General features: G+C 34.9%; 25 protein-coding genes. 13 read left to right on the forward strand and 12 right to left on the reverse strand.

Annotated features, from left to right (window positions below):
• The first annotated feature begins 1 nt into the window (after position 1).
• From hisC to serS, 11 genes are read left to right on the forward strand one after another with little or no spacing between them, the layout of a single operon-like run.
• Positions 2-1,132 carry a histidinol-phosphate transaminase gene (hisC, locus tag SSOP1_RS03005; RefSeq protein WP_009991110.1) on the forward strand — a complete coding sequence of 377 codons (1,131 nt, stop codon included), beginning with the start codon at positions 2-4 and terminating at the stop codon, positions 1,130-1,132.
• Positions 1,110-1,970: an ATP phosphoribosyltransferase gene (gene hisG, locus SSOP1_RS03010; protein WP_009991112.1), complete on the forward strand. Its 861-nt coding sequence runs from the start codon at positions 1,110-1,112 to the stop codon at positions 1,968-1,970. Before hisC ends, hisG begins: the two co-directional genes overlap by 23 nt.
• 1 nt (position 1,971) lies before the next feature.
• The gene (gene hisA / locus SSOP1_RS03015) at positions 1,972-2,670 is read left to right on the forward strand and encodes a 1-(5-phosphoribosyl)-5-((5-phosphoribosylamino)methylideneamino)imidazole-4-carboxamide isomerase (RefSeq protein WP_009991113.1); all 699 of its coding nucleotides are present in this window, start codon (positions 1,972-1,974) and stop codon (positions 2,668-2,670) included.
• Positions 2,663-3,244, forward strand: a complete 582-nt coding sequence (hisBd, locus tag SSOP1_RS03020) for an imidazoleglycerol-phosphate dehydratase (RefSeq protein WP_009991115.1) — start codon at positions 2,663-2,665, stop codon at positions 3,242-3,244. The genes hisA and hisBd overlap by 8 nt, the downstream gene beginning before the upstream one ends.
• A complete protein-coding gene (gene hisF, locus SSOP1_RS03025) occupies positions 3,241-3,996 on the forward strand; it encodes an imidazole glycerol phosphate synthase subunit HisF (protein WP_009991116.1) in 756 nt (251 codons plus the stop codon). Before hisBd ends, hisF begins: the two co-directional genes overlap by 4 nt.
• Complete coding sequence (hisD, locus tag SSOP1_RS03030) at positions 3,993-5,189, forward strand: histidinol dehydrogenase (protein ID WP_009991117.1); 1,197 nt, start codon at positions 3,993-3,995, stop codon at positions 5,187-5,189. The genes hisF and hisD overlap by 4 nt, the downstream gene beginning before the upstream one ends.
• Positions 5,182-5,466 carry a phosphoribosyl-ATP diphosphatase gene (gene hisE, locus SSOP1_RS03035; protein ID WP_009991118.1) on the forward strand — a complete coding sequence of 95 codons (285 nt, stop codon included), beginning with the start codon at positions 5,182-5,184 and terminating at the stop codon, positions 5,464-5,466. Before hisD ends, hisE begins: the two co-directional genes overlap by 8 nt.
• Positions 5,463-6,062: an imidazole glycerol phosphate synthase subunit HisH gene (gene hisH, locus SSOP1_RS03040; protein ID WP_009991119.1), complete on the forward strand. Its 600-nt coding sequence runs from the start codon at positions 5,463-5,465 to the stop codon at positions 6,060-6,062. The genes hisE and hisH overlap by 4 nt, the downstream gene beginning before the upstream one ends.
• Positions 6,063-6,064: 2 nt before the next feature.
• Positions 6,065-6,427 carry a phosphoribosyl-AMP cyclohydrolase gene (gene hisI, locus SSOP1_RS03045; protein WP_014511583.1) on the forward strand — a complete coding sequence of 121 codons (363 nt, stop codon included), beginning with the start codon at positions 6,065-6,067 and terminating at the stop codon, positions 6,425-6,427.
• A 26-nt stretch (positions 6,428-6,453) separates the two neighbouring features.
• The gene (locus SSOP1_RS03050) at positions 6,454-6,852 is read left to right on the forward strand and encodes a metal-sulfur cluster assembly factor (RefSeq protein WP_009991123.1); all 399 of its coding nucleotides are present in this window, start codon (positions 6,454-6,456) and stop codon (positions 6,850-6,852) included.
• Positions 6,853-6,877: 25 nt separating this feature from the next.
• Positions 6,878-8,251 (forward strand): serine--tRNA ligase, encoded by a 1,374-nt coding sequence (gene serS, locus SSOP1_RS03055; RefSeq protein ID WP_009991125.1) that lies wholly within the window; start codon positions 6,878-6,880, stop codon positions 8,249-8,251.
• Between the two features lie 2 nt (positions 8,252-8,253).
• Here the strand turns inward: serS and SSOP1_RS03060 are convergent, their stop codons facing one another.
• From SSOP1_RS03060 to pyrB, 12 genes are all read right to left on the reverse strand, one after another.
• The gene (locus SSOP1_RS03060) at positions 8,254-9,774 is read right to left on the reverse strand and encodes a B12-binding domain-containing radical SAM protein (protein WP_009991127.1); all 1,521 of its coding nucleotides are present in this window, start codon (positions 9,772-9,774) and stop codon (positions 8,254-8,256) included.
• Between the two features lie 41 nt (positions 9,775-9,815).
• Entirely contained in the window at positions 9,816-10,055 is a 240-nt protein-coding gene (locus SSOP1_RS03065; protein ID WP_009991129.1) for a hypothetical protein, read from the reverse strand.
• A gap of 189 nt (positions 10,056-10,244) precedes the next feature.
• The gene (locus SSOP1_RS03070) at positions 10,245-10,595 is read right to left on the reverse strand and encodes an RPA12/RPB9/RPC11 RNA polymerase family protein (protein ID WP_009991130.1); all 351 of its coding nucleotides are present in this window, start codon (positions 10,593-10,595) and stop codon (positions 10,245-10,247) included.
• Positions 10,595-11,068 carry an Lrp/AsnC family transcriptional regulator gene (locus tag SSOP1_RS03075; protein ID WP_009991131.1) on the reverse strand — a complete coding sequence of 158 codons (474 nt, stop codon included), beginning with the start codon at positions 11,066-11,068 and terminating at the stop codon, positions 10,595-10,597. The genes SSOP1_RS03070 and SSOP1_RS03075 overlap by 1 nt, the downstream gene beginning before the upstream one ends.
• 54 nt (positions 11,069-11,122) lie before the next feature.
• Positions 11,123-11,731, reverse strand: coding sequence for a MarC family protein (locus SSOP1_RS03080; RefSeq protein WP_009991132.1), 609 nt, complete (start codon positions 11,729-11,731; stop codon positions 11,123-11,125).
• The gene (locus SSOP1_RS03085) at positions 11,728-12,039 is read right to left on the reverse strand and encodes a hypothetical protein (RefSeq protein ID WP_009991133.1); all 312 of its coding nucleotides are present in this window, start codon (positions 12,037-12,039) and stop codon (positions 11,728-11,730) included. Before SSOP1_RS03085 ends, SSOP1_RS03080 begins: the two co-directional genes overlap by 4 nt.
• Positions 12,036-12,335 (reverse strand): hypothetical protein, encoded by a 300-nt coding sequence (locus SSOP1_RS03090; protein WP_009991135.1) that lies wholly within the window; start codon positions 12,333-12,335, stop codon positions 12,036-12,038. Before SSOP1_RS03090 ends, SSOP1_RS03085 begins: the two co-directional genes overlap by 4 nt.
• 1 nt (position 12,336) lies before the next feature.
• Positions 12,337-13,209, reverse strand: a complete 873-nt coding sequence (gene pyrD / locus SSOP1_RS03095; protein WP_009991136.1) for a dihydroorotate dehydrogenase PyrD — start codon at positions 13,207-13,209, stop codon at positions 12,337-12,339.
• A complete protein-coding gene (pyrC, locus tag SSOP1_RS03100) occupies positions 13,206-14,375 on the reverse strand; it encodes a dihydroorotase (protein ID WP_029552570.1) in 1,170 nt (389 codons plus the stop codon). Before pyrC ends, pyrD begins: the two co-directional genes overlap by 4 nt.
• On the reverse strand, positions 14,338-14,964 hold the full coding sequence (locus SSOP1_RS03105) for a hypothetical protein (protein WP_009991141.1): 627 nt from the start codon (positions 14,962-14,964) through the stop codon (positions 14,338-14,340). The genes pyrC and SSOP1_RS03105 overlap by 38 nt, the downstream gene beginning before the upstream one ends.
• Complete coding sequence (gene pyrI / locus SSOP1_RS03110) at positions 14,961-15,440, reverse strand: aspartate carbamoyltransferase regulatory subunit (RefSeq protein ID WP_009991142.1); 480 nt, start codon at positions 15,438-15,440, stop codon at positions 14,961-14,963. Before pyrI ends, SSOP1_RS03105 begins: the two co-directional genes overlap by 4 nt.
• Positions 15,433-16,344, reverse strand: coding sequence for an aspartate carbamoyltransferase (gene pyrB / locus SSOP1_RS03115; protein WP_009991143.1), 912 nt, complete (start codon positions 16,342-16,344; stop codon positions 15,433-15,435). Before pyrB ends, pyrI begins: the two co-directional genes overlap by 8 nt.
• Positions 16,345-16,407: 63 nt before the next feature.
• On the opposite strand from pyrB, the gene pyrE reads away from it, so the two are divergent.
• Both pyrE and SSOP1_RS03125 read left to right on the forward strand, forming a co-directional pair.
• Positions 16,408-16,995: an orotate phosphoribosyltransferase gene (pyrE, locus tag SSOP1_RS03120; RefSeq protein ID WP_009991146.1), complete on the forward strand. Its 588-nt coding sequence runs from the start codon at positions 16,408-16,410 to the stop codon at positions 16,993-16,995.
• Complete coding sequence (locus tag SSOP1_RS03125; RefSeq protein ID WP_009991148.1) at positions 16,982-17,650, forward strand: orotidine 5'-phosphate decarboxylase / HUMPS family protein; 669 nt, start codon at positions 16,982-16,984, stop codon at positions 17,648-17,650. Before pyrE ends, SSOP1_RS03125 begins: the two co-directional genes overlap by 14 nt.
• Positions 17,651-17,773: the final 123 nt, after the last annotated feature.

Genomic DNA, 17,773 nt, shown 5'->3' on the forward strand with positions numbered 1-17,773 from the left:
GATGAGATTTTCATTAAAGCTTATTTATTTATTTTACGTTGCTTATCTAGGGTTTTATATTGCACCAACCAAGTTAGTTAGAAATAAGATAAAATCTTGGCTATTAAATGCAAGCGAATATGATTTTACAGATATAAAAGAAGGAATAAGATTACATCTTAATGAATCCCCATTTGAGCCTCCACAATTTATAATAGATGCGGTTAAGATGTATTTAAGTAAGGGAAACAGATATCAACATCCAGATCTTTTAGAAAAATATAGGGAATTGGCTGCTGAATATTCGAAGGTGGAACCAGAAAACATTTATCCATCTGTAGGTGCGGATGGGTCAATCAGAGCAATATTTTATAACCTTGTAGAGCCGGGTGATACAATACTAACGAATTACCCGTCTTATAGTATGTATTCTGTTTACTCTTCAGTAAGAGGAACTAAGGTAATTAAAGTAAATCTTAAAGAGGATAATGAATGGTGGAAAGAAAACACTGATGATTTACTTGCTCAAGCAGAAAAAGTTGAGTTAGTCATAATTGATGATCCTAATAATCCTACAGGATCGCCAATGCTAAATGGGAAAAAGGAACTAATAGGTCAATTAGCAGAAAACACAAAAGGGTTTGTTGTAATTGATGAGGCATACTACGAATTTGGAGGATATACAGTTTCACCTTATATTTACGACTATCCTAACGTTTTGGTGGTTAGGACTCTGAGTAAGGCATTTTCATTAGCTTCCTATAGATTAGGTTATACGATAGCTAATGAGGAGATAGTAAAGGCTCTTATGAAATCATCAACACCTTTTGATATACCTTTACCTTCACTCATTGCCGGAATTACAGCATTAGAAAACCCGTCATATATAAAAGATGTCGTAAACATAGTTAATAGGAATAGGGAAATATTATATCAAGGGCTTAAGAATCTAAATCTGAAAGTTTACAAGTCGATAACCAATTTCCTTTTAATAAAAGATAACAGAAACTTGCAGGAAATGCTTATGAGACACGGGATTGCAATAAGAAAGTTATATGACAACTTTTATAGAATAACAATAGGGACTGAAGATCAGTGCAAGATGGTTATAGATAAACTTGGTGAGGAACTTGAAAATAGCAATTCCAAATAAAGGAAGACTCCAGCAACCTACGCTACAATTTTTACAGTCAGTAGGCATAAAACCGTTGGCCAGTGACGATAGAGCGTTAATAGTACCGACAAGTTGGGAGGGAGTGCAGCTAGTCATGATCAGAACCGAGGACATACCTAATATTGTGGAAACCGGTGCTACAGAATTAGGAATTACTGGTCATGATTATGTTATAGAAAGTAGTGCAGATGTTGAAGAGCTAATCAAACTAGACTTTGGAAGATCAAAAATAGTTCTAGCAGTACCTCAAACTTGGAGAGAAAATTCTGTGGACGAATTGAAAGGAAAGGAATTTAGAGTAGCTACTAAATACTATAACATCGCAAAGGAATACGTAAGGAGAAGAGAACTAAATGCAAAGGTAGTAAAAATAAGCGGAGCTGCTGAGGTAATGCCATCACTGGGTGCTGCTGAGGCAATAATCGACGTAATGAGTACTGGGACTACACTAAAACTACATGGGTTAAAAGCAATAGACGTTATAATGGACTCCTATGCTGTAGTTATAGGAAATAGAAACTGGATAAAAAACGATGAGGCTGATAGGATTAATTTACTTCTTACAATGATGAAAGGGGCAATAGCAGCTAAGGGTAAGAAAATGATATTCATGAATGTACCCGATAATAAACTAGATGGAGTAATAAATTCGCTGCCTGCAATGTTAGCCCCAGCAATAACTAGATTAAGCAGATCAGACATATGGGAAGTAATTACGGTAGCAGAGGAGGATATACTACCAGAAGTTATAGCCAAAGTGAAAGCTGCTGGAGCTAGGGATATCGTTGTAATTGATATAGAGAAAGTGGTGAAATAGATTGAATGAAATAATTCCAAGTATTGATATAAGCTTTGGAAAAGCGGTAAAACGAATTAGAGGAGTTAGGGGAACTGGTCTAGTTTTAGGTAATCCAATAGAACTAGCAAATAAACTCTATAATGAAGGATACTCAAGAATACACGTAGTTGATTTAGATGCTGCAGAAGGGGTTGGTAACAACGAGATGTACATCAAAGAAATATGTAAAATAGGATTTGATTGGATTCAAGTAGGCGGGGGTATAAGGGACGTTGAAAAAGCTAAAAGATTAATCTCATTAGATGTTAATGCCCTAATTTTCTCCACAATAGTATTTACTAATTTCAATCTATTTTACAATATTGTAAGAGAAATCGGAAATAATAGAGTAATAGTATCTATAGATTATGACGATACGAAAAGAGTTCTAATAAGCGGATGGAAAGAGAGATCAATGGAAATAATAGATGGTATTAAGAAGGTAAATGAACTTGAATTATTAGGGATTATACTAACCTATGTCACCAATGAAGGTACCGTTAAAGGAATCGATTATAGTGTGAAAGATTATGCAAAACTAATACGAGGGGTAAAAGAATATGCTGGCGGTGTTTCAAGTGATTCAGATATTACGTTTTTAAAAAACGTTGGATTTGATTACATAATAGTTGGAATGGCTTTTTACCTAAATAAAATAAGGGGGACTAACGTTGTCTAGAAGCGCAAATATAACTAGAGAAACAAAGGAGACTAAAATAGAGGTACTCTTAGACATAGATAGAAAAGGCGAAGTTAAGGTTTCCACTCCAATTCCATTTTTTAACCACATGCTTATAACATTACTAACCTACATGAACTCTACTGCAATAGTGTCTGCTACAGATAAACTACCCTATGACGATCATCATATTGTGGAAGATGTCGCAATAACGCTTGGTTTGGCAATAAAGACCGCACTAGGCGATAAGAGAGGAATAAAAAGATTCTCCCACCAAATTATACCAATGGATGATGCTTTGGTTTTAGTTTCACTAGATATTTCAAATAGAGGAATGGCCTTCGTTAATCTTAATTTGAAAAGAAGTGAAATTGGTGGATTAGCTACGGAAAATGTTCCACATTTCTTCCAATCCTTTGCTTACAATAGTGGAATCACTTTACATATTTCTCAATTGAGTGGATATAATACACACCATATCATAGAGGCTAGTTTTAAGGCCTTAGGATTAGCACTATACGAAGCAACGAGAATAGTAGACAATGAAATAAGAAGCACGAAGGGGATAATATGACAACGAAAAGAATAATAGCTTGCCTCGATGTAAAGGACGGTAACGTAGTTAAAGGAGTAAATTTCCTTAATCTCCAATTGAAAGGAGATCCGGTTAGCCTAGCCAGTCTATATGAAGAAGAAGGCGCTGATGAGATAGTCTTCTTAGATATAACTGCAACGATAGAAGCTAGAAAAGCATTATATAATGTCATTAAGGATACTGCGAGCGTATTGTCCATTCCCTTAACAGTTGGTGGTGGTATTAGAACACCTGACGACGTGTCAATGGCGTTAAGATCTGGAGCAGATAAGGTTAGTATAAATACTGCTGCAGTTGAAAGTAGCCAAATAGTGAAAAAATCTGCAGAAGAGTTTGGATCACAAGCAGTAGTAGTAGCCATAGATGTTAAGAAGGTAAGCGGAAATTGGATAGTCTTCACAAAATCCGGAACTTACAATACCAGACTTGATGCTATAAAGTGGGCTAAAAAGGTGGAAGAACTTGGTGCAGGTGAAATATTGCTAACGAGTATTGATAGAGATGGTACTAGACTTGGTTATGACTTAGAATTAACTAGGAAAATAGTTGATTCTGTCAATATCCCAGTAATAGCTAGTGGGGGAGCTGGAAAAATGGAACATTTTTATGAGGTTTTTTCCCTCGCGAAGGCCGACGCAGCGTTAGCTGCTGGCATATTCCATGATGGAATAATTAAAATAAAAGACTTGAAGTCGTATTTAAGCCAGAAAGGCATCGAGGTGAGAATGTGATTTCCTATAGTCTGCCAAATGAGAGACCGAACGATTTTAGCAGAGTAATCCCAGTAGTCAAGGATATTATTGAGTCTGTTAAGACCAAGGGAGATAACGCGTTATATGAGCTAACTGAGAAATTAGATAAAGTTAAGATAGATAACATCAAGGCAAGGGAAGAGGAACTAAAAACACAAGCTTCTAAGTTGGATCCCAAAGTTAAGCAAGCTATAGATACAGCCTATGAACAATTAAAGGCATTCCATGAAATGCTAGTTCCGCCTAATATCGGAGGGGGCTATCAAGGTATATCCTTTGGAGTAATTTGGAGAAGTATAGAGAAGATCGGAATATATGTCCCTTCCGGTAAATATTCCTATCCATCGACCTTACTAATGGCTGGAATACCAGCAAAAGTAGCTAAGGTAAAGGAAATTTACGTAGCCTCTCCTCCTACTCAAGAAGGAACCGTAAATCCAGCTTTAGCTTATGTTGCAATTAAGCTAGGAGTAAATGAGGTTTATAAGATTGGTGGTGCACAAGCAATAGCTGCTTTAGCTTTTGGTACTGAGAGTGTAAAGAAAGTTTACAAGATTGTAGGACCAGGAAATGTCTATGTTCAAGCCGCTAAGTACCTAGTGAGTAGCGTTGTTGGAATTGATGGAATTGAGGGACCAACTGAATTAGTTATAATAGCAGATGAGACTGCAAAGGCCGAGTATGTGGCTCTAGATATGAAGGCACAAGCTGAACATGGTCCAGATACGTATATAGTGCTCTTATCTAATGATGATGAACTGATTAGGAGAGTCGAAGAGAAAATAAAGAATGATAAAAAAATATATTATATAATAAAAACTAAAAATTTAGATGAAGCTATAGAAATTGCAAACAAAATTGCCCCAGAACATCTATCTTTATATGTTAAAGACGCATATACCTTAATGGATAAAATAGTAAATGCAGGCGCGATAAGCCTAGGAAACACACCTCCAGCAATAATAGATTATGTAGCTGGTCCTAATCACATTTTACCTACTAATGGTTGGGCTAAAATTAGGGGAGGCATTACTGTTTACGATTTTATAAAACCAACAATGTACGCTAATGTCCGTGATATAAATAAACAGCTACTTGAAGCATCTATTTCCTTAGCAAACTATGAGGGATTCATAATTCATGGTAAAAGTATAGGTGCACGATATGAGTAATGAAATAGTAGATGAATTATACAAAATCATACTTGATAGGATAGAAAAGAGGCCGACTGGTAGTTACACTGCTGAGATTGTAAATAAGGGAAAACCATACGTAGCGAGGAAGGTTGGCGAAGAATCTGTAGAAACAATAGTAGCATCTCTAGCAGAAAATAAGGAGAGATTTATAAGTGAGGTCGCTGATCTAATCTATCATTTATTAGTATTAATGGCATTAGAAGGCGTAACACCAGAGGATATTTATAGAGAGTTAGAGAGGAGGAGAAAATGAAGGCATTAGTAATTAATTATGGTGTAGGTAATTTATATAGTATCTCATCTGCTCTAAAAAGAGTAGGATTTGAAGTAACAATAGATAATAAACCAAGGAATGATTACGATCTAATTGTATTTCCTGGTGTCGGAGCATTTTCAGCTGTAGCCGAATTTATCTTACGATATAGGGAACTTTTCAATGATCTAAGAAGGAGTGGGACTAATTTTTTAGGAGTTTGTCTAGGCATGCAGATAATGTTTGAAAAGGGAACCGAGGGAAAAGAGAGTAATGGCTTAGGATGGTTTAAGGGTATAGTGGATAAGATAAATGCTAATGTGAAACTTCCTCACATAGGCTGGGATTTAGTATTTGAAGTGAAAGATTCTTGTGAATTAACTTACGGATTAGACAAGAAATATGTTTACTATGTACATAGCTATGTAGCTTATCCTACTAGTGGAGATTATGTTTACATGAAAAGTCAGTATGGGATAGAATATCCTGCATTGGTATGTGATAAGAACGTTGTAGGAACTCAGTTTCACCCGGAGAAAAGTTCAAATACTGGTAAAATATTTCTCGAGAATCTTAAGGGGTGGATTAAACGTTAAAACTGAATGAAATAGAAGCACAGAAGATCGCCTCTTTATTAAATTTTAAACATGAGGAAAATACAGTAATTGCCGTAATTCAAGACTATAAGAGTAAAGAGATATTAATGGTGGGAAATATGAATAGAGAAGCGTTATTTAAAACATTAACAACTGGTTACCTCCATTTTTGGTCTTTAAGTAGAAAGAAATTATGGTTGAAGGGGGAAACTAGTGGAAATTTTCAAATAATTGAAGAATTTAAAGTGGATTGTGATGCAGACGCTGTACTTTTTAAAGTAACATCATTAGGACCTATTTGTCACACTGGTAACTACACTTGTTTTTATAGAAGTTATGATGAGCTTGTTAATAGTAAGAGTTAAAATTTACTTTAACATAGTTAAAGAATATGAGTTCGCAACAACAAAAAGTAGACAAGGAAGAATGGAAGAAAAAAATAATGGAAGCGTTAAAAGACGTTTATGATCCAGAAATTCCAGTTGATATAGTAAATTTAGGACTTATTTATGATCTGAAAATAAATGATGATGGTGATGTTTACCTTAGATTAGGATTAACAGCACCAGGATGTCCAGTTGTTGATGATTTGATATACACTGTAGAGCAAGTAATAAAAGAAAGCGTACCAGCTAAGAGTGTGGAAGTTGACATAGATTTAGATACACAATGGACGCCATTAAAAATGACAGCTGAGGGTAGAGAGAAGTTTAAACAGTTATATGGTTACGATATAGTTGAGATGTGGGTACAGACTTATGGACTACCTGCTGATGAACAGAAGTCATAAAATTGTCTAATAATTATGTTATTCAATGTCGTGGAGTATCCTAGAGCTTTTGCGAAAAAATCCGGAGGATTTGAAAAATAATTTGAAAAGACGGGCTATAGATGTTTCTTTAGTAGATAAAGCAGTAGAATTGGACAAAAAATGGAGACAAGTATTACAAGAAGTTGAAAAATTAAGGCATCAACATAATGTTTTAAGTTCACAGATTTCTAAGCTCTCTGGAGAAGAGAGAAAAAAGAAAATTGAGGAAAGCAAAAACTTATTGAAAATCCTAGAAGAAAAAGAAAAAGAACTAGAAGAAATAGAGAATGAAAGAGATAGATTACTATCATCTCTACCGAACCTTGTAGCTGACGACGTCCCAAACGGTCCGGACGATAGCTATAACGTTCCTATTAAGTTTTGGGGGAAGTTTAAAGTATATGAGGGAGACGTTCAAGAATTTCTAAAGCAGATCAAGGATGCTAAAGTAAACTATGAAGTAATTAAATGGAAACCGAAAGGGCATGCGGAAATGCTAGAAGATGTATTACATTTAGGAAATACGCTGAAAGCAGCTGAAATTGCGGGTTCTAGATTTTACTATTTATTTAATGATATAGTTTGGCTAGACTTCTCTCTACTACTTTTCGCAATCGATTACATTACTCAGCAAGGGTATACTTTAGTTCTCCCTCCTTATATGCTAAGGGGAGAGGTTATACAATCAGTAATAGACCTAGACACGTTTAAGGATGCTATATATAAGATAGAAAACGAGGATTTATATCTGATTGCAACCGCAGAACACCCTATAGCAGCTATGTTCTTTAAAGAAGAAATTGAGAAAGATAAATTACCCTTAAAATTCGCCGGAATTAGTCCAGCTTTTAGAAAAGAAGCAAGTGCTGCAAATAAGGATTTAAAGGGAATTTTCAGAGTTCATCAATTTCATAAAGTTGAACAGTTTATATTTTCAACTCCAGAAGATAGTTGGAAATATCATAGTGAATTGATAACGAATGCTGAAAGTATATTTCAGCAACTCGAATTGCCATACAGAATTGTAAATATAGCGTCAGGTGATTTAGGTGCATGCGCTGCAAAGAAATTCGATTTAGAGGTATGGATGCCAGCTCAGGCCAAATTTAGAGAAATGGTAAGTTGTAGCAATTGTACGGATTGGCAAGCTTTCAGAATGAAGATAAGATATGTGGATAGAAAAAATAATAGAAGGGGCTACGTACATACATTAAATAGTACTGCAATAGCTAGCACAAGAACTATAACAGCTATTCTAGAAAATTATCAGAGAGAAGATGGTGTTGTCGAGGTACCAAAAGTACTAAGAAAATATCTTGAGGCGTTTCCGAAGGCTCCTAAAGATTATATATACCCGCTAAAAAATAAGATAATTTAGTTTTATGCTTTTAATTGATTCTCCAACCATTTTTCTACTTCTCTCATTTTCTTCTTTGCGAATCTTAAGAATAGCTTCAGTGCGAATCTTACTGGCATATACACTGGTCCTTTCATGTAGAAGGAATTTATAATATCCTCAGCCCAATATACGTCGTGCCAGAATACTTTTCTGTATAACTCTATATGGGCCTCACTTAACTTAACTCTAGTGAACCAATCTCTATTTTTGAAAAAGCCCATAGGTACAAAGAACATAGGAACTAATATACTTCTATATGGTCTCAAATTATCTACTAATTCTATTGTTCTGTACACATCATCTTCTGTCTCTTCCGGTAAACCTACTATCATTGTGCCTGCAGGAATTATCTTGTTTTCATGCATTATCTTAAACGCTTCTTCTACGATCTCTGGATATTCTTCTGGCTTATATGGTGCAGATTTAGCTGGCATTATCTCTTTAGCTAACTTGACAGAACCAGTTTCTATCCCTACCTCAACACCTAGATATCTTTGTTCATCATCAAATATTATCTCACCTAGCTTACTAATTAAACCATATTTCTCCTCAGAGTATCTTATTGCCGCTAAACTTGCATGACTCCACGCTATTGTTTTATAATATTTCTTAACTAGCGTATGAAGTTTTATTAATGGTTCGGGTCTAGGATATATTCCTACTGCACCGTAAAATAGAACGTCATCACTATGTACAACGCCATGTCTTACCCCTGCTCTAACATTAGTTTGCAATTCCTTTTCGATTTTTTCTAATGGATAATACCTAGTAGGTCTTATAGTAACTGAACAGAATCTGCAAGATCTTGCACATCCTCTCATTATTTCTATCATGCCATTGACGCTTGCTCCTTTAATCTCTGAAATATCGTCTATATCTGGCACATCGTCTCCGCTAACGTAAACGTACTTAGGCAATGGCTCATTATCTAGTATCATTTGTGCTAATTTGACTACTACCTTCTCTCCTTCACCATCTACTAACGTGTCTACGCCAACTTTTTCTATCATATCTTCTCTCCATAACCATTGCCATGTCGAAGGACCACCTACTAATATCTTCATTCCTCTCTTTTTAGCCTCTTGAATCTCCGGTTTGCTTATCAGAGCTTGGAAACTCTTGTAGTTTATTGGCTCCTTTTTAGTTATGCCCCACCAAGTTGATGATGGTGGACCAAAAGCGAAGTAATCATGGTGCGAAAACATTAGGGCCTTAGCATATTTCAAGTGTCTATCTAAATGATCTGGATCTATTATTGCTGCCTTAAATCCTTCATCTATTAATTTAGCTTCGACTTTTCTCATTCCATATGGGGCTTGTTCTGGTCTTCCTAAATCGTCAACTTTCATTTTAGGGCATGCTAACCATTTCCAGACAGCTTCTGGAACTCCTACAGCAGGTCCAGTACCTAAAAATCCAAGGAATTCTTTTCCATGATGATTCGTCATCAGACATCTATCTGTAGTTAATATGAAATCAAATGTCTGCTCCAAAAAACTCACCTATTTATTCTCACTCTTATAATCGTATATAAAAACCCTTTTTATAAAAGTTGTACTACTTTTCTAAAATTCTTCTTTAAGTCTTCTGTCGCATTGTTTCTATCTAAATCCTTTGCATCATCATCTTTAGGCTTCCATTTTTCTCCGTTAGGTAAACTAACTCCTTTTATGGATGTGAAAATGTATATTAACTCTCCCTTCTCATTTTTTGCCTCTTCTACAATTATTTCATTACTACCTATCTTAGCCTTGTACTTAGCTGCTGTTCCAGTTACCTTCATACCTTAAAACTACTGCACATAATTATAAAAGATTTCCTACTGTGATGCTTAGTTGATCCATTGAATGTTTTACACTAGACGCCATATTATCTTCATCTTAATTAATGTAAAGGCCTACAGCTTAGCTTTGCGAAGATTCTTAAATGACCGCAAAAATTCAACAAGTTTACAAATCACTACTAGAATGCTCTAATCTTCTCTACTTTCTTCCTCTTCATTTCCCTCGAATTCCTCTCTTAGTAACTCCAACCCTATTTCCTTATAATACTCTTCCCTTTCATGCTCTAGCTCCTCGCTTAAATTTCTTCCCTCTTTGTCACTAACTATTGATGTTGTTAACACTTTACTACTCTTATCCTTGCTCTCCTTTACACTATATTCTTTCTTCTCTTTTTCACTTAACATCATCTCATAGCCACATTTACTACATTTCAAGATTTCTTTCCCGTCTTTCTTTGATGGAACCATTAATCCTCCGCACTTAGGACAAAACTTCATAAGTGTAAATAAAGTGAGGGAATAGTATAAAAACTTTTGCATTAAAATATTCGTATTCTTGGATCTTCTTTGACAACATTTAAAACTATACTTGTATATGTTCTTTCAATCTTAGGATTTTTAAGCAACTGTTTTAAGAAGCTATCCAGTTCTTCTACACTTCTAAACTTAGCGATTATTACAACATCATATTCCCCTACCACATCATAAACAGCTGTAACGTTATCAGCGTTTGCTATCTCTTTTTCGAATTCAACAAGATGTTTTCCATCCACTTTCGCCATAATTATGCCAGTTAGAGCGAAACCCAATTTAGAGTAATCTAGCAAAGCTACGAAGCTTTTTATCATTCCTTCTTGTACCATTCTAGTCATTCTGTTATGAAGCGTAGCTGGAGATACGTTCATCTCTTCTGCAAGTCTTCTTAGACTTGTTCTCGCATCTCTAGTGAGTTCTATTAATAATCTTCTATCTATTGCGTCCAAATCTACCGTACGTTTTTTACTATCTGACATACTAATAAACTTATAGAGATCATGTTAAAAAATTTTCATCTTAAACAGAGTTCTTCATATCAACTTTATTTGTGATATACCATCTATTATAAGCTGAACACCAAATGCTGCTATTATAATTGCCATAAATCTACCTACTGCTACTGTGCCTGTATTACCTAATATTCTAATTATGATGGGACCTAATAGTAAAGATAGATAAACTAGTAGTGCAGCTAGTAAACTACCAAGAATTAAAATTATTAAATTATTACTAACTGACAATGTAATTAATCCAGTCATTGTACCTGGACCTACGATAAGGGGGGTAGCAATAGGTGTAATTATGGCCTCCTCTATCCTGCTTGATAAAAACTTTAACTGTTGGAATCCTCCAAGTGTGTCTACGCCTAGGTAAACTAATATTATACCTCCACCTATCTCAAGTGCTGAAACACTTATTCCTAAGAAAGCTAAAAGGGGTCCGCCTAGTATTGAGAAAAATAAAAGTAAGACAGTAACTGCTATAGACAATTTGTTTACCAAAAATCTCCAGCTTATTTTATTTTGAGAATTGCGATTGAATTCCTCGTACAATGCAATAAGATAAGGAAGGATCGATAGTGGATCCATAATTGCATATAGCTTAAAGGCTATTTCTGGGATTGAAACTAACTCACTCATTCTAGCAGACTAAGAACTTCTTTAAGATTTTTAATCTTCTCATCATTATCGTTTGTGGTTAATGCTATTAGTAACTTGCCGAGAATAAAATAAATTTTAGAAATTTCTTTTTTACAGTTATTGTTTGACTTATTTAATTCCTCTACCTTACTCTGGAGGCTCTGAACATTTAAATATATTTCACCTATTAATTCTTCAACGCTGTGTTCATGTTCATGCTCATGGGGATGGGATTCTTCTATTTCTCTTTGTATTTCCTCTATATCTTGTTCATTCTTAGGTATTTTATCAATTCTAAATTTACTCATTCTTCCTTTTCCTCCTCTTCCGCCTGTGTATCTACATTAGCTACATTTCTCATATCAGTTTGCGTTATGATATAATTTCCTACACCTAACCTAATATAATGCTTAAGCACTGTAGAGATCTTACCTGCAGCTCTCAATGGTATACACTCCGTCTCTACTTCCTCTTTGGTATCAGTGATCCCTATTACTTTAGCCATCTTCTTTTCTTCGTCACAATACTCTACTTTTACCTCCTTTAATCGCCCTAGGAATACTAATGTTTCTAAATCTCTTCCTTTCATTACTGGCCTAACCATTTTATTTTCTCACTGAAATACCTATAATATCTTCAAATTTTAAACCCTTTTCAAGTAAATAGGACTGCAAACCCTTCCGAATTTCCTCAATTACACTAAATCCTTTCTCGATTAATACAGTACCCAGGCCTACCAATTTAGCACCAGCTGCCAACATACCAATTACATCAGTCCAATCATACACACCCCCAACTCCTATAATGTCAACTCCATACTCTTCGTAAACATCTTTAATTATCCTAAGAGCAATAGGATAAAGGCATCTGCCAGAAACGCCTCCTGTACCATAATAGAGAATTGGCTTGAAAGTCTCTACATCAATAATTAGTCCCTTTATAGTATTTATAAGGGTAAGTCCATCAGCACCTTTCTCTAAAGCTTTCCCTGCAAGCTCAATAACGTTATCCCAAGGACCTAATTTAACAAATACTGGTAATTTAGTCACACTTTTGACACTTTCAATTATATCCCCAATTAACTTAGATAATGATTCCCCGTAACCCTTTCTGTTAGGACTACTCACGTTTATTTCTATTATCTTCGCCTTACTCTGAACAACTTCAACCACTTCTTTTATCTCGTTTATGGAGGAACCACCAACGCTTACTATAAGGGGACATAAAACGCCAATTTCATTTATTGCCTTAGCACCGGGATTTCCTAAACCTATAGCGTTCATATAGATACCATCGTGAAGTTTGATGACTGTAGGAGGCTTATGAGGTTCTAAGGGGTTAAGTGTTACTGTCTTCGTGGTAATTGCAGAGGGTTTATATTTTTCGCAAATTGTCTCCACATAATTTGGAACATCTGGTATGATTCCAGAGGCTATTATTAAAGGGTCGTTTAGTGTGATATTTTTTATCGTAATCATTTATTCTCACCAAACGGATTTATTCCCTTCACTGGAAATACCTCTCCCTCCAAACTACCTACCTTACCTTGAATGATAGTCATGTAAATCGAAGCTCTTAGCGGAAATCCATCTAGAGGAGTTTCAATAACCTTAGAATATTTAGTCGAATATCTCCAATCTTTAAATTGAATAATAGTAAAATTAGCATAGTTATTCTCCTTAATCTCGCCGTAGGGGATATTTAATATCCTAGCTGGATTTGTAGAAATGAGTTCTACTGCTCTATCAATACTAATTATACCTTTGCTAACTAACGTTAATATAAAAGGAACTGTAAATGAAAGAGCAGCTATGCCAGGTGGACATATCTCGTAAGGTTGCTGTTTTTCAAAACTCGCATGAGGAGCATGATCGCTTACAACTGTATCTACTTCATTTATAGCTTGCAATAGCCAAAGCCTTTCATTTGTATCTCTTATTGGTGGATTCACTTTGGTTAGACATTCCTTTTCTCTATCTACTAACAAGTGATGTGGCGTTATATCTACAGTAAAACCCAGCTCCTTAGCTAATCTTACAGTACGTATATTAGTTGCATGCGTTATGTGAACATTTTGATACCCTTTTACATAATATAATGCTCCTATCTCATACCATATATTCAATCTTAACTTTCTATTACCCCTTAATGCTAACGGAACTTCAGGGTGAAGGATTTTCAGTTTCATAGATTTTAAAACCTCTAACGTCTCTTCTTTCTCTAAATCTTCTGGGAATATCTTATAACCAGCTATAGGGAATTTATCAACTTTCTTTAAATCCTTAGTAACACCAGAGTACACGAAATAGTCAACCCTAGAGTAATATTCAAACTCTCTTAACTTGGCAGTTATTGTCTCCATCGTGTTTACGAAAGGCACACTATTTGGCATATCTCCTATTAATGTAATCCCACCGTAAGAGGCTTCACTGGTACCTGATACTACATCTTCCTTATAAGCCAATTTCAATCCTCTTATGTGAGTGTGAAGATCTATTGCCCCAGGCAATATTAATGTACCTTTTGGTAATGCAATATCTGGTTTACAAATTGATTTAATTTCCTTTATTCTCCTATCGAAATTTATACAAACATCCCTAATCTCCTTACTTAAGTACGCCTTTCCCATAATCCACAAGATCATCAAACCTCATGAAAGGACCATCTATACAAGTTAATTTACCTTTAACTTCACATAACCCACACACTCCTAGATTACAATTCATTTTAACCCATCTATTATAGACTAAGGTTTTCTCTCCGGGGATCTTTAATTCATATAGGAGTTGTAACGGTGCCGAAACTAAAATTAGATCAGCATCTTCAATATTTTTAGGCTCTTCATAATTTAATTTGCAATCTATACACTTTGCAAAAGTTTCTATCTTACTCCTATAAGCGACCTTTAAAGGATATAATAAGTCATGGTAAAGTTTGCCATAAGCTATACCAACAATAATCCTTACGTTAGTAAAGTCTAGGGGTTTACCTAAAGGACCCTTTAATATTACTCTTTTACCTATCTCGTTAGCTAATTTTTCTGACTCAACATAAAGTCTAAGTTCATTATTATCTTCATCATAGTCTCCGACACCTAAGGGTATTTCAGCCTTGCTAGGCAGTATTAAGCTCACGTATTGTCCTGCTTTTGGTTTAACGCTAAAGTTAGCTATTTTTATTTCATACACATTATCTACGTTTTTCCTTTTCTCGATAACTTCATAATATATCATAGTATCTGCCTTATGACATCATCTTCAGTAATATACATCTCACAATACTTACACTTTAGCTTAAGAGGTTTAATTGAAATCGTTATAAATCTACTTTCCGCTTCAACATCATTATTTGTTATACATTGGGGATTAGGACATTTTATTAATCCTCTAATCTGTTTTGGAACTTCTAAATGTCTTTTCTCTGTCACCACGTAATCTCTTATAATGTTTATGGTAGCAGACGGCGCTATTAGTGTTATTAGACTAGCTTCTTTCTCATCAATCACTCTGTCCTCAATTTTCACTATATCTTTCCTTCCTATTTTTTTACTTTCCACATTCATAACTAGAGCTACTCTATAGCCCTCACTTCCTCTTATCCCTAGAATTCTCAATACTGCCAATGCTCTACCAGCTGGAATGTGATCAATTACTGTACCATTCCTTATTTTACTTACAATTAATTCATCCCTTTTTGAAGAGCTAATCATCTTCCCTATCACCCAAAACTTCGTAAAATAGAGCCATTCTAACTGGTACAGCTAATGACGCTTGATAGAAGTATTTAGCGTTTACAGTTTTATCAACTCTCCTGTCTATTTCGGTAACCCTAGGTAATGGATGCAATATGATTCCATCTTTCTTCATCATATTAACTAACTTGAGATCGACCACATAACTCTCCTTAACTTTCTCGTATTCTACTTCATCAACAAATCTTTCTTTTTGAATTCTAGTCACATATAATACGTCAATCTCTTGGATCACATCATAGGGATTTTCAGTTTCTATAACTGGATAATTTAATTCATCTAATATTTCTCTTCTAACCTTTAATTGAGAAGGAGAAATTAGAAATACCTTCTTTGGTTTGAATCTAGTTAACGCTCTTAGCAAACTATTCACAGTTCTTGCGTATTTCAGATCTCCTAATAATGCAAAAGTCCTCCCATCTATTTCACCAAACGCCTTATATACAGTATATAAATCTATAACTGCTTGTGTAGGATGCTCATGCTTTCCATCTCCAGCATTAATTATAGGTATATCGCTTATCTCACTTGCGAATAATGCTGCCCCATCAAACTTATGTCTCATTACAATACAGTTTGAATAGTTGTTTAGCATCCTAATGGTATCAGCCAAATTTTCACCTTTTGCTATCGAAGTAGACTCCTCGGATGCAAATCCTATCACATCAGCACCTAATTTTATTGCTGCAGTATGAAAGCTTTGAGCAGTTCTAGTACTTGGCTCAAAGAATGCTAATGAAACTACTTTCCCTGATAGATAATTTAGTTTTTTTACATCATAGAACTTGTCTGCAAGTTCGAATATTCTAAAGTAGTCATCTCTGGTCAAGTCAAGCGACGAAACTACGTGTCTTAATCTCACAAAGCCCTTATAACTGGTTATGATAGAAGTATATTTAAATTCTTTTTCACAGAGTCTCTACGTATGAATTTCGCAGAAGTCTTACTCGAAAGGAAATTATTATTAATAGGAAGTTTCGTTTTAACATCAGGTAAGGTTAGTCCATATTACTTAGACTTAAGACCTTTACCAAATTATCCAGAATTTTACGATATAGTTAATCAAGCTATAAAGAAAGCAAAAGATATACCCCATGATATAATAGTAGGAATAGCCACTGGAGGAGTTCCCTTATCGGCATTCATAGCTTGTAACCTTAAAGAGCCTATGGGATATATTAGAATAGAAAAGAAAGGTCATGGAACTAATCGTACATTAGAACTCGATGTAAAAGGAAAAAGAGTATTGTTAGTAGATGACGTTGCAACTACAGGAGTATCCATAGAGAAAGCAACATTGGAGATTCTTAACGGTGGAGGTAAAGTTTCAGACGCACTAGTAATCATAGATAGACAAGAAGGGGCTTCACAAAGATTGGAAAAACTAGGAGTCAAATTACACTCTCTATTTAAAATTTCAGAAATTCTAGATGAATTGTTGAAGAGTGATAAACTTAAGGATAATGAAAAGAAGTCAATTCTAGATTATTTGGTGAAGAATGTTGAAAAGTAGAGTAATATTAGCAATGGATAAACCTCTCTCATATCAAGTTCTTAAAGAGATGGAAAATGAGTTATATGGGATAAAAGTTGGTTTACCTTTAGTTTTAGATCTAGGAGTGGATAAAACTAGAGAGCTCTTAATTGGTTTAGACGTGGAGGAAATTATTGTTGATTTTAAGCTTGCAGATATCGGATACATAATGAAAAGCATAGTTGAAAGATTATCTTTCGCCAACTCGTTCATAGCACATTCCTTTATAGGCGTTAAGGGATCTCTAGATGAATTAAAAAGATATCTTGATGCAAACTCTAAAAATTTATACTTAGTTGCCGTAATGTCACATGAAGGATGGAGTACGTTATTCGCAGACTATATTAAAAACGTTATAAGAGAGATAAGCCCAAAAGGAATAGTAGTTGGAGGGACTAAATTAGATCATATAACGCAGTATAGGAGAGACTTCGAAAAAATGACCATAGTCTCTCCGGGTATGGGTAGTCAAGGTGGAAGTTATGGCGATGCAGTATGTGCTGGAGCGGATTATGAAATCATTGGAAGAAGTATTTATAATGCAGGGAATCCATTAACAGCATTAAGAACTATAAATAAGATTATCGAGGATAAGGTGATGAAATGTAAAGGAGCAATTTTTAGGAAAAAATGAAATTAGTGAAAAAATAGCCGGTCTTTATAAACTAACATTAATAGGGGAAAATCTACACGAGGAATATGGCGTAATTCCAACAACAGATTTAACTTATATTTATATAGATAGAGATTATGAATT

Origin of the sequence: Saccharolobus solfataricus (assembly GCF_900079115.1) — an archaeon.
GTDB lineage: Archaea > Thermoproteota > Thermoprotei_A > Sulfolobales > Sulfolobaceae > Saccharolobus > Saccharolobus solfataricus.